13 protein-coding genes and 2 tRNA genes are annotated in these 14,593 nt (G+C 65.3%); 5 read left to right on the plus strand and 10 right to left on the minus strand.

What is annotated here, in order from left to right; translation table 11 throughout:
* Positions 1-110 precede the first annotated feature (110 nt).
* The 5 genes from lepB to AABA86_RS08440 all read right to left on the minus strand — a co-directional run bounded on the left by lepB (position 111) and on the right by AABA86_RS08440 (position 3,691).
* On the minus strand, positions 111-860 hold the full coding sequence (gene lepB / locus AABA86_RS08420; protein ID WP_212251620.1) for a signal peptidase I: 750 nt from the start codon (positions 858-860) through the stop codon (positions 111-113).
* A gap of 161 nt (positions 861-1,021) precedes the next feature.
* Complete coding sequence (locus AABA86_RS08425; RefSeq protein WP_338306431.1) at positions 1,022-2,185, minus strand: slipin family protein; 1,164 nt, start codon at positions 2,183-2,185, stop codon at positions 1,022-1,024.
* Positions 2,186-2,518: 333 nt separating this feature from the next.
* A tRNA-Lys gene (locus AABA86_RS08430) sits at positions 2,519-2,584 on the minus strand.
* Positions 2,585-2,591: 7 nt separating this feature from the next.
* Positions 2,592-2,663, minus strand: a tRNA-Leu gene (locus tag AABA86_RS08435).
* 188 nt (positions 2,664-2,851) lie between these two features.
* Positions 2,852-3,691, minus strand: coding sequence for a LysR family transcriptional regulator (locus tag AABA86_RS08440; protein WP_338306432.1), 840 nt, complete (start codon positions 3,689-3,691; stop codon positions 2,852-2,854).
* A 130-nt stretch (positions 3,692-3,821) separates the two neighbouring features.
* Between AABA86_RS08440 and AABA86_RS08445 the strand changes: the two genes are divergently transcribed.
* From AABA86_RS08445 to AABA86_RS08455, 3 genes are all read left to right on the plus strand, one after another.
* Positions 3,822-4,415 (plus strand): cysteine hydrolase family protein, encoded by a 594-nt coding sequence (locus AABA86_RS08445; RefSeq protein WP_338306433.1) that lies wholly within the window; start codon positions 3,822-3,824, stop codon positions 4,413-4,415.
* Between the two features lie 11 nt (positions 4,416-4,426).
* Positions 4,427-5,056, plus strand: a complete 630-nt coding sequence (locus tag AABA86_RS08450; protein WP_338306434.1) for a glutathione S-transferase N-terminal domain-containing protein — start codon at positions 4,427-4,429, stop codon at positions 5,054-5,056.
* 112 nt (positions 5,057-5,168) lie between these two features.
* Positions 5,169-6,518, plus strand: a complete 1,350-nt coding sequence (locus tag AABA86_RS08455) for a caspase family protein (protein WP_338306435.1) — start codon at positions 5,169-5,171, stop codon at positions 6,516-6,518.
* A 36-nt stretch (positions 6,519-6,554) separates the two neighbouring features.
* On the opposite strand, the gene AABA86_RS08460 is transcribed toward AABA86_RS08455, so the two are convergent.
* Entirely contained in the window at positions 6,555-7,646 is a 1,092-nt protein-coding gene (locus tag AABA86_RS08460) for a DUF2778 domain-containing protein (RefSeq protein ID WP_338306436.1), read from the minus strand.
* Between the two features lie 755 nt (positions 7,647-8,401).
* Here AABA86_RS08460 and AABA86_RS08465 point away from each other — a divergent pair.
* Positions 8,402-8,920, plus strand: coding sequence for a FecR domain-containing protein (locus tag AABA86_RS08465; protein ID WP_212251634.1), 519 nt, complete (start codon positions 8,402-8,404; stop codon positions 8,918-8,920).
* A 60-nt stretch (positions 8,921-8,980) separates the two neighbouring features.
* Positions 8,981-10,867 (plus strand): CHASE2 domain-containing protein, encoded by a 1,887-nt coding sequence (locus tag AABA86_RS08470; protein WP_212251636.1) that lies wholly within the window; start codon positions 8,981-8,983, stop codon positions 10,865-10,867.
* Positions 10,868-10,945: 78 nt separating this feature from the next.
* On the opposite strand, the gene AABA86_RS08475 is transcribed toward AABA86_RS08470, so the two are convergent.
* From AABA86_RS08475 to AABA86_RS08490, 4 genes are all read right to left on the minus strand, one after another.
* A complete protein-coding gene (locus AABA86_RS08475) occupies positions 10,946-12,448 on the minus strand; it encodes a glycosyltransferase family 39 protein (protein WP_212251638.1) in 1,503 nt (500 codons plus the stop codon).
* A gap of 6 nt (positions 12,449-12,454) precedes the next feature.
* Positions 12,455-13,588: a glycosyltransferase family 2 protein gene (locus AABA86_RS08480; RefSeq protein ID WP_212251640.1), complete on the minus strand. Its 1,134-nt coding sequence runs from the start codon at positions 13,586-13,588 to the stop codon at positions 12,455-12,457.
* A gap of 270 nt (positions 13,589-13,858) precedes the next feature.
* Entirely contained in the window at positions 13,859-14,062 is a 204-nt protein-coding gene (locus tag AABA86_RS08485) for a hypothetical protein (RefSeq protein WP_338306437.1), read from the minus strand.
* 129 nt (positions 14,063-14,191) lie between these two features.
* The gene (locus AABA86_RS08490; protein WP_338306438.1) at positions 14,192-14,572 is read right to left on the minus strand and encodes a hypothetical protein; all 381 of its coding nucleotides are present in this window, start codon (positions 14,570-14,572) and stop codon (positions 14,192-14,194) included.
* Positions 14,573-14,593 lie beyond the last annotated feature (21 nt).

Raw genomic sequence — 14,593 nt, forward strand, 5'->3', positions numbered from 1 at the left:
GTAGCCCGGATGGAGCGAAGCGCAATCCGGGACATCTCGTGCGACGCAGGCAGCCTTCCCAGATTACGCTTGCGCTCCATCCGGGCTACGAACCTCCGTCGTTCCGAGCCTCACTCCACCTTGCCCAACCGCTCCATGCGCGGCTCACCGTCTTCGTCGAGCGACCAGAAGATCCGCGTCACCTTGCCGACGAGATTGTCCATCGGCACGAAACCGAACGTCGACATCATGCGGCTGTCGGTGGAATTGTCGCGGTTGTCGCCGAGCACGAAAAAATGGCCCGGCGGCACCGTGAAGACGTTGGTATTGTCCAGGAAACCGTTGTCGATGCAGTCGTGCGTCACGTAGCTCGCACCGTTCGGCAGCGTCTCGCGCCAGCGCTTGACCGTCGCCCCCTCATCCACGCCGCAGGCAGAACCGGCAAGTGTCTCCTTCAACGCAACCCGCGTCACCGGCTTGTCGTTGAGGAAGAGCTGGCCCTGCCGCATCTGGATGCGGTCGCCGGGCAGGCCGACCACGCGCTTGACGTAGTCGGCCGAGGTATCCTTCGGCGTGCGAAACACGACCACGTCACCGTATTCCGGGTCGGCAGCAAAGACGCGGCTCGAGGTCCACGACGACGCGAACGGGACGGAGTAGCGGCCGTAGCCATAGGCATATTTGGCGGCGAAGACGTAGTCGCCGACCATCAGCGTCGGCACCATCGAATTCGAGGGGATGCTGAACGGCTGATACAGGACGAAGCGAAACAAGATCAGCGGGGACCACAGCACGGGGACCAGCAGGATCAGGATGACGATCACCTTCCACTCCCGCGATCGCGCCGTCGGCGGCCGGATGGTGTCCTGAAGCATCGTCATGCGCCTGCCCTGATCAAACCCGTGGTCATCGCGAGATTACGCAACCTTCGCGCGCGCACAATCCCGGCTTCGTGATTTTGGTCGCACAGGCGCGGTTCCGCGTTCATTGCAAGCGACGACGACGGATATGTGAAGGGCCGCCCGTGGGCGGCCCTTCGGTTTTACGCACTCTCGGGCGCCTTGAGGCGCACGAGCCGGGTCAAGAGGGCATCGAGGCCCTCGCCATTGCCGGCATGGAGGTCGATGCGGCCGACCTTCTCGACCAGCCGCTCCAGCGACTCCAGCTCCTTGAGCCGCAGCAGCAGGGGGTTCTCCTCCATCAGGCGAGCGGTGTTCAGGAGCGAACGCGTCGCCGCGGTCTCCTCCTGCCGGCGGATCAGGTTCGCCTTCGCGACCCGCTCCGCCTCCACCACCTTGTTCACCAGCTCCCGGATCTCGCCGGGCAGGATCACGTCCTTGACGCCGAGCTCGGTGACCTCGACACCGGACTCCGCGACGCGTGCGCGAACATAGTCGCGCAGCTCCGCATCCAGCGCCGCCTTCGCAGACAGCACCTCGTCCAGCGTCCGGCCCGCAACCGCTTCGCGGATCGCGAACTGCACCAGGCGGTACAGCCACGCATCCACGTCGGGCACGGTCGCAACCGTCCGCTCGGGATCGACCACCTTACGGAACGCCGTCAGCGTCACCCGCAGCGCGATGCGATCCTTGGTCAGCATCTCCTGCGCGGTGATCTCGACCGCCTGGGGCCGCAGGTCGAGGCGCTTCACCTCGATCTTGCGGCCGACGGTCCAGAAGGCGTGCCGGCCGGGCGCGAGCCGCTCCACGAGCCGGCCCTCGACATAGAGCAGGCCCGCCTCGTGGTTCTCAACCACCGTCTCCGACGTCACGGCCGAGCGGTTACGCTCGATCATGGCCAGATGCCGCGCGCCGACCCTGACATCGCTGGACACATCGATGCGCTCGACACCGACGCTCGTTGCGACCTTCCAGTAGACGCGCACCTGCCAGGGCGTCATCAGATGCACGGGCCGGCCGTCGAGGCTGACGATGGCAATCTCGTCCGCCTTGGTCTCGACCGCCTCGAACAGCTCGGCGGCCAGATCAGGCCGTGCGGCCTTCAGCACCGCGTAGCGATCCGCAGAGAATTCGCTGCGGACCACATCGAGCACCTCGGCCTTGAGCTCGTGCAGGGGATCGAACAGACGATGCCTGCCGGGCGCGAGCACGCGCACGAGCTGTCCGTTGCGCGTGAGCAGCGCACGCTCGCCATCCTTGACCGTCACGTTCAGCATCAGCAAATGCCAGCCCTTGTTCGAAGTCATGGCACGCCTCCATCGTTTTGCGTCCGGCCGGATGCCGGACAACAGGTTTCGTTTGCAAAGGATTTGAGGACGCGGACGACGCTTCCTGAGAGATCGACGGACCGAGGCTTGAGCTTGCATGACGACGGGCGCACGCGCGCGATCGCGCGACGGGTGTCGCGCGGCCGAGCGGAGCCACCCGGCATCAACGCAAGCGGTATCTACCCGCGGCGCAAAGCCGGTCTCACAGTGTCTAGGTTCGGACGGAGAGCCTTGCGGCAAAACGGCCGGACTGCGACTGAAGCGCGCGTCCGGTCCTCGTCAGAGGTGTCAGTTTTTCAGGCTGACCCGTAGCGCTGGAGCGGGATTCGAACCCGCGTCACGATGATTAAACGTCATCTGCTCTACCACTGAGCTATCCTTTGGTTGGTACAAGAAATCGGAATCGAACCGATGCCTCCGGATTTTACTCCGACGCTCTCCATGAGCTACATCCTGCGTCTTCATTCGGCGGAACACGAAACCGGAGACCGGCTCGCGCCAGCCGGGATCTCAGAGAGCCCGGACACATGACCTAGCGAAGGAGCGGGCTAATAGACCAGGCACGTTCGGGTTGCAAGGGGCTGTTTCGAGATTTTCTATCGCGCATCGCGCGCTGTGACATGCAGATCACAGCGCGACGCGACGTCAATCGCGCGAGCTGTCCTGGAAGCACGCCCTCACCCAGTCGATCGTCACGCGGGTTGCCGGATCGCGCTTGAGGTGGTTCTGCACCAAGAGCCAGACGTCGCGCCGCCTCGGCAGAAGCGTCGCGCGCAGGCTGCGGTCGGCGAACAGGCCTTCGCAACTGTGCTCGGGCAGCACCCCGACGGCCTGATGCGACTGGATCATGGTCCTGATGATGCGGACATTGTCGGTGACGCAGCGCACGTTCTTCAGCCGCTTGGCTCGCAGGAATTGCTGCTCCGGAATCGCATCGAGCTCATCGGGATAGACGCAGGCGACCGGCTCGCCGCCGGTGCGGTCAGCGGGCTCGAAGAAATACAGCCTGACATCGCCGAGCTTGGAGATGGTGAAGTCACCCTTCTCCGGCTTGCGCAGGCGAATGGCGAGATCGGCCTGCCAGCGCGAGAATTTGACGTTGCCGCTGGACGTCAGGAACTGCAGGGTCAGGCCGGGATGATCGCGCAGGAAGCTGCTCGCGTGCGGCGCCAACAACTCCTCGGCGACCGCATTGGTCGAGGCGATGCGCAGGCGGCCGATCGGGCCGGGCTGGCTCTCCTTGATGCGGTCGATCGCCGCGACATGGGCGGCCATCGCGCCGACATGCTCGAGCACCGCCTCGCAATGGCGCGTCGGTCGGCGCAGGCCGTCCACCGCTTCGAACAGCGGCACGCCGAGATCGCGCTGGATGCGCGCGAGCCTGCGGCCGACAGTGGTCTCGTCGATGCGCAGCCGCGCGCTGGCGCCGGCATAGGTGCCCTCGTCCCTCACCGCAGCGATGATGCGCAGATCGTCCCAGTTCATGGCGGCGAGCCTAGCAGGCGATGCTGTGTCCTGCAAATCTGCAGCCATAAGCTGCAATAGTCCTGCACAATGGCAGGGCCATGCTGCGCTAGTATCGCGTCATCCGATATGCCTGGAAGGCCTGACCAACATGACCGCACCCAAGACCCTGCTCGAACTCGCCGGCGCCGATCTCAATCCGCCGAAGCTCACCGAGGCCTGCCTCGTGCTGATCGACATCCAGAACGAATATTGCGCCGGCCCGCTGGCCCTGCCCGATGCGCAGCCCGCGATCGCCGCGGCGGCGCGCCTGCTGGCGCGGGCGCGGGAGAGCGGCGCTGCGATCATCCACATCGCGCACAAGGGCCGCGCCGGCGGCCTGTTCGACCGCGAGGCCGCGCGTGGCGCGATCGTCGATCGCCTGACGCCGCAAGCAGGCGAGCCCGTGATCGAGAAAGCGCTGCCGAACGCTTTTGCCGGCACCGATCTGCAAGCCCGGCTTGCCGCGGCCGGATGCAAGAACGTCGTGCTCGCCGGCTTCATGACTCACATGTGCATCTCCTCGACCGCCCGCGCCGCGCTCGACCTCGGTCTGCGGACGACGATCGCGGCCGATGCCTGCGCCACCCGCGACCTACCGGATGGCCGCGGCGGCACGCTGGATGCCCGGACGATTCACGAGGTCGCGCTGGCCGAGCTCTCCGACCGCTTCGCGATCATCGCGCGCAGCGATGCGCTGACGTGACGGAGCATAAGATGCTGCAACTCTATTACTTTCCGATGGCCTGCTCGCTCTCGAGTCGCATCGCGCTGATGGAAGCTGGTATCGAGGCGCAGTATCACCTCGCCCACATCTGGACCAAGCAGGTCGTGGATGACGGCAGCGATTTCCGCGGCGTGTCGCCAAAGGGCGCGGTGCCGGTTCTGGTGCTGGAGAACGGCGAGCGGCTGACCGAGAGCGCGGCGGTGCTGCAATACATCGCCGACGCGAAGCCCGAGCGCGGCCTTGCGCCGCGGCCCGACGATCCCGATCGCTATCGCCTGCAGGAATGGCTGAGCTTCATCGGCGCCGAGATCCACAAGGCGTTTCTGTTTCCGACCTTCTGGTACAAGGACGACGGCTCGCTCGCCAAGCCGCGCGCCAGAATCACGCAGACATTGTCGGTGCCGTCGGCGCATCTGGCGGAGCGTGAATTCCTCGTCGGCGACAGCTTCACTGTCGCGGATGCCCATCTCACCTGGGCCTTGCTGCTGCTCCGCCCCGCCGGCGTCGACATCGCGCAATGGCCGCCCTTGTCAGCCTATCTCGGGCGCATGCAGGCGCGGCCGGCCGTGCGGGAAGCGATTGCGACCGAGATGGCCATGCGCAAGGCGATGGCAGCGTGACCGGACATCACGGTCGCGAAATCTGAGCGTTTTCCCCGGCGAGGGCATTGAAGTCGGCGCGGCATGAGCTAATCTGGAGGGATATTTTTCGATATTTTCTTGGAAGGCATTCATGCGTGCTCTTTCCAGATTGTGCTTATCTTTAGTTTGCCTAGTCCTCCTCGCCGGCTGGCTGTACCCCGATAGTGCATCTGCGGACACGCGGGTGGCACTGGTGATCGGCAACGGCGCTTATGCCTCGACGGCGCAACTTCCCAACCCGTCGCACGACGCCGAGGACGTCGCGGCCTCGCTGAGGCGCAGCGGCTTCGAGGTGATCCAGGGCATCGACCTGCGCCAGGCCGACATGCAGGACCTGACCATCCGCTTCGCGCGCGCCGCGAGCAGAGCTGACGTCGCCATATTCTACTACAGCGGCCATGCGATGCAGTACAACGGCGTGAACTATCTGATGCCTGTCGACGCCACGCTGACCGATGAGGCCGACCTCAAACGTTTCGTGCGGGTCGACGACATCGTGAACGATCTGCAGCAAGCCAAGAACCTGCGCATCCTGGTGCTCGATTCCTGCCGCGACAATCCGCTGGCGGAAACTCTCAAACGCTCTGCGACGCGGGCCGCCTCGATCGGGCGCGGCCTGTCGAAGGTCGAAGCGCCGCGCGGAACGATCGTGTCGTTCTCGACGCAATCGGGGCAGACCGCGGCAGACGGCGTCGGCCGCAACAGCCCCTATACGGCCGCGTTCCTCAAGCACATCGAAGAGCCGCAGGAGATCGGCGATGTCTTCCGCGACATCAGCAGCGACGTCTATGACGCCAGTGGCAAGACACAGCTTCCGGAGCTGTCGCTGTCGATCATCGGCAAGTTCTACCTGAACGGACCGGTGTCGGTCACGATCGCTCCCGCAGCTCCACAAGTCGCGCCGCGGGCCGACCCTTGCGCATCCGCGGAGGCGCACTGGAAGGCTGCCGACACCATCGGCACCGTCAGCGCCTTCGAGGACCATCTGACGCGATTTTCCAGTTGCAGCTTCGCCAGTCTCGCCAAAGCGCGGATCGAGGGCCTGAAGCAAAAGGTGGCGCTGGCGCCTGCAACCAACACCCGCGCCGGCGGCAGCAAGGACTTCGACGGCAGCTGGGACGTGACGCTGAACTGCCCGGCTTCCGGCAAGGCGCAGGGCTTCACCAGACCCCTCGCCGGCACCGTGACCAACGGCGTGTTTCACGCCGAGGCTCAGAGCAAGGACGGCGTCAACCGCCTGGAGATCGACGGCCAAATCCCGGCCGACGGCAAGACGACGTTGAGCGCGCGCGGCACAACGGGGGCAAGCGCGTACACGCTCAACAACCTTGCGCCCGGCTCGCCTTACGCCTTTACGGTCGACGCGCAGTTCGATCGCACCCGCGGCACCGGCAAGCGCAACGAGGCGCGCGCCTGCAACCTGGTCTTCGTCAAACGCTGATCATGCAGAGAAGTGAGCAGTGAGGCGCGCTGCGCCTCACTCCACCCGCGCCAGCACCGCGAGCTTTCGGATGCCCTTGTTGCGGTAGGCGTCGAGGAACGCGTAATAGTCCTTGAACGACACGCAGCCGTTGGAATCGCCGTTCGGCCCGAGCATGAAGGTGTGGGCAAGCAGGCCGTCGCGGCCGTAGATCGCGCTCTCGCCGCCGATCGGGGTCAGGCGCAACGCGGGCACGCCGTGGAACAGCGCTTCGCGCGGCTTCAGCGTGTAGATGTGCGGCGGCGTCACGCCGCGCATGCGGGTGCGCTGGGAGCGCGGATCGTCGAGATTGGAGCCGAGGCCAGAATGCGCTTCGAGCTTGGTGCCGTCGGGCAGATACACCGCCTTGGCAGTGATGTCGTAGACGGCGGTGTCCCGCTCATAGGGCGGCGCGCCGCCGAACATCGGGTTCTGCTCCTTCGGCGCGATGGACGCGGTCACGCTGGCATCGGCCGAGGCATAGGCCAGCAGCCCGCCGGACGGCTCGCGCTTGCCCCAGAGCTTCTCGACCATCGACTGCCGCGGCCCGGTGATCGACATCACCGCTGCCTTGGCGCGATCGGCGAACGACTTCTTCGCTTCCGGTGCCGGCACGATCTGGGCCGGATCGGCCGAGGCGAGCTGCATCTGGGCATCCGGAGCGCGCTTGGTCTTGTCCGCGGTCTTGTCAGCGGCCTTTTCAGCAATTTTGGCCGGGGCCGACGGCTTCAGTGCTTCCGCGACCTTCGCGATCACGCTCTGCTTTGGCGCGTCTTTGGCCACCGCAACCTGGGTCGCGGGCGCCGCGCTGTCCGCGTTCGATGCCACGCCTTGGGTCGCAGCGGCAGCAAAGCGCTCGTTGAACATCTCACGCGAGATCGGGGCGGCGACCTGCAACCGGTCAGGCAGAAGCGCAAAAGCTTCCTTGATGGCGTCGCCGGCCTCGCGCAGCGCGACCTTGGGCGCACGCTTGAGCACCGGCGCATCATAGCCGGTGCTGCCGACGGTCGGATAGACGCTCGCGCCGAGAATGTTGTTGTAGATGGTCCAGCCGGCGCCCATCACGACGCAGCCGATGGCCGCGGCGCCAAGCCAATTGGTCGTGGTCATTTTCCGGGAAGATTTCCGCGAATAATTCTTGGAGAATTTCTTGGACTTCCGTGCCGCGTTACTCTTCGCAGCGATACTCGTACTCATTCGCCTTGCGTCCAGGACGGTGTCACTCAGTCCCCCTTCGAAGTGCCGCTGGTCACGATCCGGGAAGAGCATCTCGCAGAGGGTCGGAGCGTCATTAAGGCGACTTTTAGTTAAATGCGGATTAAGTTCGGGCAGATGTGGGGCAGCTCGTCAACGTCGTCCCATTTCGAGAAAAAAGCCCGCAGAACTACGGACTTAGTCGCATCTGTTAACTATAATTCTCGGCAGGATCGGCGCGTTCAGCGGCCGTCTTCGGCCGCATCTCTAGGGCCACGGAACCAAGTCGTTTTCGTGGCCTTCGATACCCGGAAGATAGCGGGGAAGCGTTGCGCGAGGCTGGTGTGCGGGCTCCGCCTTCGCCTCTCCCCGCCCGCGGGGAGAGGCCGTGAATTCAGGTGAGGGGGGACTCTCCGCGAATGCAACTCCGACCGAATTCGCGGAGATGGCCCCTCGCCCCACCCCTCTCCTCGCAAGCTGTTCAGACCGGGGAGAGGGAGAGGCTGGCACTCACGTGGCGCGCCCTGACCGAAAGTTGATCGCACCGCTCTGGAAAAGGCCGGGGCGAGAAAATAGCTCGTAAAGCGGCACTTTTCAGCAGCCTCTGCGTGTGATACGGTACCGTATCAACATCGCCTTGAACTGTGCCGGACATGCAAACGGAGGCTGGCATGAGAAGGTTCGCGCGCGCCGGATGTTTTGCTCTGGCATGGTCGTTGTTGATCGGATTTGCGGCCGCGCAGCCTGCCAATGCAGCTTGCACATCCTCGGCCTCGGCAGCGGGCACGCAGACCTGGCGCTGCGACAACGGCATCACCATCGTTGCAGAAAACGGCGCCAGATTTGAACTAAAGGACGCCAACCGCGACGGACATATTGACTCGGTCGAGTTGAGCAGCAAAGCCCTGCTGGTTGAAGTGCCCAGGAAGGCGGGCGGTAATCCCTTCAAGGTGCTGACGCCGCAGGCGATTGCAGCGGTGCGCGGCACCAGATGGGCCGTCGATGTCGCTGAGGCCAAGACCTCCGTCTTCGTCGCCGACGGCCGTGTCGGCGTCAGCCGCAGGGCGCGTGGGCGCGGCGTCGTGCTGGGCCCCGGCGAAGGCGTCGACGTGGAAGCGACCGGACCTTTGACGGTGAAGCAGTGGGGCCAGCCGCGCATCGACGCTCTCATGGCAAGACTTGGTCAATAGGACTTGGTCAATAGACCTCGGCCCACAGGCCTCGAAGAGAAAAAGTTGCAGTACGCCGTAATGACAAGACGCGTTCAGATCCTGGTGGCACTCGCTCTCACCGCGTTGTGGGGCGCGGGCATCTATGCCGCGCACGCAGGCGGCCATCTGCGCTTTCTCGACCGCCTGGAAGCGACGCTGACCGATTGGCGAACCCAGGTCCGCGGCGTGCAGCGTCCGCCCGATCTCGTCACCATCGTCGCGATCGACGATACCGTGGTGAAGCGCGGCGGCAGCTATCCGCTGCCGCGGGCCGATCTTGCCCGCATCGTCGACACCATCGTGCAGTTCAAGCCGAAGGTGGTCGCGATCGATCTCCTGCTGGTCGACCGCAGCGCTGCGATCGGCGACGCCACGCTGGCAAACACGCTCGCCACCGGCCCCATGGTGCTCGCCGCCGCCGCGATCTTCCCCTCCGCCAGCGAAAACGTGGCGCCCGGCAGCGCAGGTCCCCTCGCCGCGCTGCCGCAAGCCGAACGTTTCCTGCTGCCGCTGCCTGCGTTCGCCGACCACGCCGAGGTCGGCATCGTCAATGTCGCGACCGGACAATCGGGCTCGCCGCTCTCGGTGCCGATGCTGTTCCGGACCCGCGACAAGGTCGAGCTGTCGTTCCCCCTGCGCGTCGCGACGCGCGCGCTCGACAAGCCGCTGACGATAGCACCGGATCATCTCATGCTCGGCGATCGCGCGGTGCCGACCGACACCGATTTCGCGCTGCCGATCACCTATTACGGCCCGCGCCGCACCATCCGCACCGTGAGTGCGCAGAGCATTTTCGACGGCACGCTCAATCGCGACGCGATCGAGAACCGGATCGTCGTGATCGGCGCCTCGGTCGCTGGCGGCGGCGACTTCTACCCGACACCGTTCGATTCCCTGATGCCCGGCGTCGAGGTGGTCTCGACCGCGATCACCCATCTCATTGCCGGCGACGGCATCGTGCGCGACCACAGGGTCCATATCGCCGACGCGCTCGCTGCGATCCTGCTGCCGATGCTGCTGGTCGGCTTGCTGGCGTGGCGGCGCAGCGCACTCGGCATCATGGCGGCGGCCGCAGTGATGATCGCCTGGGCCGGCCTCAACGCCTTCGCGTTCACGCATGGCGTCTGGCTGAATGCGGCAACCACGCTCGCCGCCGCAGTGCCGCCGGTCGCGATCTTTGCCGGTGTGCAGCTGTGGGCCGGAGGTCGCCGCACCCAATATCTCGCCGCCAAAAGCAGGTCTCTCGCACAATTCCAGGCACCTGCCGTGCAGGAATGGCTGGCGCGCGATCCGAATTTCCTGTCCAAACCGGTCCGGCAAGACGCCGCAATCGTCTTCATCGATCTCTCCGGTTTCACTTCGTTGAGCGAACGGATCGATCCGGACGCGCTTCAGGAGATCCTGCAGGCGTTTCACGCGCTGATCGACAAGGCTGCGGTCGATTGCGGCGGCATGATCACAGGCTTTCTCGGCGACGGCGCCATGATCCTGTTCGGTCTGCCGGCCGCGATGCCCGATGACGCCGCGCGCGCGCTCAAATGCGCGATCGACCTGCATCGCGGCGTCGACCACTGGATCGCCTCGCTGCCGTCAGCGATCGGCGGTCAGCTCGGCTTCAAGATCGGCGCGCATTTCGGCGAGATCGTCGCCTCCCGCCTCGGCGAGAGCCACCAGCACATCACGGCGACAGGCGACACGGTCAACGTCGCGAGCCGGCTGATGGAAGTCGCCGTCCAGAACGATGCGCGGCTCGCCCTGAGCAATACGCTGCTGGATACGGCCGACTTTCAAGGGGCTCCCGACGGCGTTCTGTCCGGCCCCCTGCTGGCCCACGTCCGTGGCCGCTCCGGCGTCGTGACCGTGTGGTTCTGGCGGGATCACAGTGGGCCGGGCCAGGGTGCGACAAAGGCTGAGATGATCGACTGATAGTCGTTGCTATCGACCCAGCACTCGGCTGTCGTCCCCGCGAACGCGGGGACGACGCTGTGGAAGCAGTGCGGCCTGCTACCGCGCTTCCGGCGGCGGCGAGCGATCGAGGACGTCGCCCTTGGCGTCCTCCAGCAGATCGACGCTGTAGGTCTCGACCACGAGGGGCCCGCGCTTGCGCTGCAATTGCGCGACCTGGGTCACCTTCGCAAAGAGGTCGTTGAGGACTGGATGACCGTCCGGGCGCAGCTCGTCGACATAGAGCAGCTTGCCCGCAAGCAGCTTTGGATCGGGCTCGCCCATGTTGACCCAGCGGATGCGCTGGTTCTGCTGCACCACGCAGGTGCCGCGCGGCAAGTAGAAGGCGAGCCAGCCCGTGGTCCCGTAGTCCTGCGCGAGCACACAGGTCGCGCCATGGCGCGCGCGCACGGCTTCGATTCCCGCGGCGAGCTCGCGCCAGCCGACGCCGACGCTGCGCACGGTGGCATCGCGGCGATATCCCGAGAGCCAGCCGGTGTTGGCCTGCACGATGAGCGCTGCAAACATCACGATGCCGACGGGTGCGGCCCAGCGCAGGCAGAAATCCGCCAGGCGCCGCTGTCGCGGCTTCCATTGCACGAGGTTGGCGGCGGCGGCCGCGGCGATGACGAAGGGCGGATAGACCGGCGCGAACCAGTTGGCCTCGACGCGGGCATGCAGCGAATGCCAGACGAAATAGGCGACGATGGTCCAGAACATCGCCTCGATCAGCACGCGCGAGGCCGACGCGCCGGTGCGCTGCCAGGTCAGCGCGTGCAGGCCCATCGCTCCGAGGATGAAGACCAGCGGGGTTGCGAACGCGATCTGGGTCGGAATCAGCTCGGCGATGAAGACGGGTCGGAAGTCCTCGATCTTCGCGCGCCCGAGCTGCTTTGCGAACGAGACCCATTGATGGTCCGCATTCCAGAGGATCACCGGCGAGAACAGCGCCAGCGCAACGAGACCGCCGAGATAGGGCCAGGGCGAGAGGAACCAGCGCCGCAGCTTCGGCACGCAAGCAAGCCAGATCAGGATCCCGGCGCCAAAGAACATCGCCGTGTATTTCGACAGCAGCGCCGCACCGACGGCCGCGCCGACCGCAAGCCACCAGACGCCGCGGCCGGTCTCCAGCACTTTTGCGAGGAAGAACAGCACGAAGCTGGATGCGACCAGGAGCGGCGCATCCGGCGTCACGATCAGCGTGCCGACGGAGGCCATCATGGTTACGTTGAGCAGGATGGCGCTGGTCGCCGCCACGCGCGCGCCACCGAACAGGATCGCAGCGGAGCGGTAGATCGCATAGCTCATCGGCAGTGCGAGCAGGATCGAGACGAGGCGCACGCCGAGCTCGGTATCGCCGGCGATCATGGTGCCGGCGCGGATGACGTAGGCGACCATCGGCGGATGGTCGTAATAGCCCCCGGCGAGGTTCTTCGACCACATCCAGTAATAGGCTTCGTCGAAGGTGATCGGCGTCAACGCGGCCGCGACGAGCCGCAGGGCCACCAGCGCCAGAATCAGCAGCACGGTGTTGCGGACGATCCGCGCGTCAGCCTCGCCCATCGTGGGTTATTTCTTGCGCCAGACGAACAGGCCTGACATCGCGTAGTTCCACACCACGCCCATCAGCGCACCGGCCATGCCGGCGAGCCACCAGATCGGCTCCTGGTCGTACACCGAGAAGGCGACGCCGACATTGGCGAGCAAGCCGACGCTGCACACGATGTAGAAGGCGATCAGGCCGCGCAGCAGCGCAAAGCCCTTGAGCCGCTGGTCGCGATAGGTGAGGAAGTTGTTGAGGATGAAATTGCTGGTCATGGCGACGATGGCGCCGGCAGCCTGCGCCTCCGCGAACGGCGCCTTGAACAGCTGAAGTCCGATGAACAGCGTGGTGAGATGCACCACGAGGCCGATGCCGCCGACCATCGCGAACAGGATGAAGCGCAGCGAGACGATGTCGTTGCTCAGCTTGGCCAGCACGAGGCCGAGGAAATCGAGCGCGACCATGGAATCGAGCTTGCTCTCGCCGTGCTGGCGGGCGCCGAAGGTGTAGGGAATCTCGACCGCCCGCAAGCCGCCGTGCGCGGTCGCGACGACGTCGAGCAGGATCTTGAAGCCGTGCACGGAAAGCTTCGGCGCGAGCTGCTCGAAACGATCGCGGCGGATCATGAAGAAGCCGCTCATGGGATCGGCGATCTCGACCCGGAGCATTTTCCGGGCGACCTCGGTCGCCAGAGCGCTGGCGCCGGCGCGCTGCTTGTTGAAGCCCTCGCTCTTGTAGCCCTCGATGTAGCGGCTGCCGACCACGAGGTCGGCCTCGTCGCTTGCAAGCAGCAACAGCATCTTCGGCAGTTGCGTCTCGTCGTGCTGGAGGTCGGCATCGATCACGGCCACAAAGGGCGCGCTGGAGGCCAGGATGCCCTCGATGCAGGCACCCGACAGGCCGCGGCGGCCGATGCGGCGGATACAGCGCACGCGGCTGTCCTGCTGCGCCAGCGCGCGCACGACATCCCAGGTGCCATCAGGTGAATTGTCGTCGACGAATACGACTTCCCAGGCGACGTTGGCGAGCACCGCCTCCAGCCGCCGGTACAGCACCGTGACATTGTCGCGCTCGTTGAAGGTCGGGACGATGACCGATAGTTCCGGCCCTTCTTGAGCCTGCAGCGGATTGTCGGAGCCCGGTCTGATCGCTTCATTCATGACGGCAGCGTATATCCGCCGCATCCTGCGCTGCCAAGTTCTGCGCTGCGAGGTTCTTATGCTACGAAGCCGGGGGTGTCCGAAATGGCCCAAAAGGGGGCCCAAAATGCCAACGACCCCGGAACGGCGGGCCGCGCGTACATCCGGCGCGAGCCCAAGCTATTCCAAGGTCGTCCCAACGCCGGAGTTTTTCGCTCAACGGCGCCGTTAAAGGCTAGATAGGAATGACAAGACCGCTTCGCAAGGGGCGAAAACGACGATTTTTGTGCCTTATTGGTTGGGCACTTCCCGGATGATCGGCCCGCGCGGCGCCGGCGCGGCGGAAGCCGCGGGTGCGGCAGCCGGCGCCGGCTCGACTTTCGCCGGCTTAGGCGGCTTGCCGTACTGGCCGATCGGCCCGAACACGACGGCGACCGCAAGCACGACCGCGGCGACGATCGCGCCCAAAATGCCCCCCACCGACTCAGACGCCATGGAAACCCATCCCTGTTCCAGATAGGCCTCGTGATATCACGGATGCGCGCGGAGCCGGAAGGGCTGCCGAAGGGGCGCATAGCAAATCAGGCGGCCCGGGCTTCTGCCCTACTCGCCATTTGCCATGCCCTATTTCGCCGGCGGCCTCTGCTTGACGAAGGCCGTCACGATGTCCTTCTGCGCGGCCTCCACCGCCCCGTTCGCGGTAGCGAGATGAGCGCCGGCATCGATGCTCGGGTACTGTGTGGTGAGATAGTCGAGCAGCGCCACCCGATAATATTGCCGCTCCGACGGACAGGCGCCCGCGACCGAGCGGCCAAAGTCCTGTTCCGTCATTCCCTGATTGCTGTCGCGCGAATATTCCCGCGCCAGGCAATGCCAGTAATCGTCGCGGCCCTGCATGGCGAGCTTCTGCGCGCCCTTCGCATCGTCGTCATCCGCCATGACTGGAGAGATCATGGCAGCAGATGTCATCATGACGAGCGCCGCTCCCACCATCAGCATCCGCATCTTTTTCTCCTTTTTCGCAGA

The organism is Bradyrhizobium sp. TM233 (genome assembly GCF_036247965.1).
Classification (GTDB): Bacteria; Pseudomonadota; Alphaproteobacteria; order Rhizobiales; family Xanthobacteraceae; genus Bradyrhizobium; species Bradyrhizobium ottawaense.

Coding starts and splice junctions, on each gene's coding strand:
- lepB (WP_212251620.1), bottom strand. CDS start 860: ATGACGATGCTTCAGGACACCATCCGGCCGCCGACGGCGCGATCGCGG.
- AABA86_RS08425 (WP_338306431.1), bottom strand. CDS start 2,185: ATGACTTCGAACAAGGGCTGGCATTTGCTGATGCTGAACGTGACGGTC.
- AABA86_RS08440 (WP_338306432.1), bottom strand. CDS start 3,691: ATGAACTGGGACGATCTGCGCATCATCGCTGCGGTGAGGGACGAGGGC.
- AABA86_RS08445 (WP_338306433.1), top strand. CDS start 3,822: ATGACCGCACCCAAGACCCTGCTCGAACTCGCCGGCGCCGATCTCAAT.
- AABA86_RS08450 (WP_338306434.1), top strand. CDS start 4,427: ATGCTGCAACTCTATTACTTTCCGATGGCCTGCTCGCTCTCGAGTCGC.
- AABA86_RS08455 (WP_338306435.1), top strand. CDS start 5,169: ATGCGTGCTCTTTCCAGATTGTGCTTATCTTTAGTTTGCCTAGTCCTC.
- AABA86_RS08460 (WP_338306436.1), bottom strand. CDS start 7,646: ATGACCACGACCAATTGGCTTGGCGCCGCGGCCATCGGCTGCGTCGTG.
- AABA86_RS08465 (WP_212251634.1), top strand. CDS start 8,402: ATGAGAAGGTTCGCGCGCGCCGGATGTTTTGCTCTGGCATGGTCGTTG.
- AABA86_RS08470 (WP_212251636.1), top strand. CDS start 8,981: ATGACAAGACGCGTTCAGATCCTGGTGGCACTCGCTCTCACCGCGTTG.
- AABA86_RS08475 (WP_212251638.1), bottom strand. CDS start 12,448: ATGGGCGAGGCTGACGCGCGGATCGTCCGCAACACCGTGCTGCTGATT.
- AABA86_RS08480 (WP_212251640.1), bottom strand. CDS start 13,588: ATGAATGAAGCGATCAGACCGGGCTCCGACAATCCGCTGCAGGCTCAA.
- AABA86_RS08485 (WP_338306437.1), bottom strand. CDS start 14,062: ATGGCGTCTGAGTCGGTGGGGGGCATTTTGGGCGCGATCGTCGCCGCG.
- AABA86_RS08490 (WP_338306438.1), bottom strand. CDS start 14,572: ATGCGGATGCTGATGGTGGGAGCGGCGCTCGTCATGATGACATCTGCT.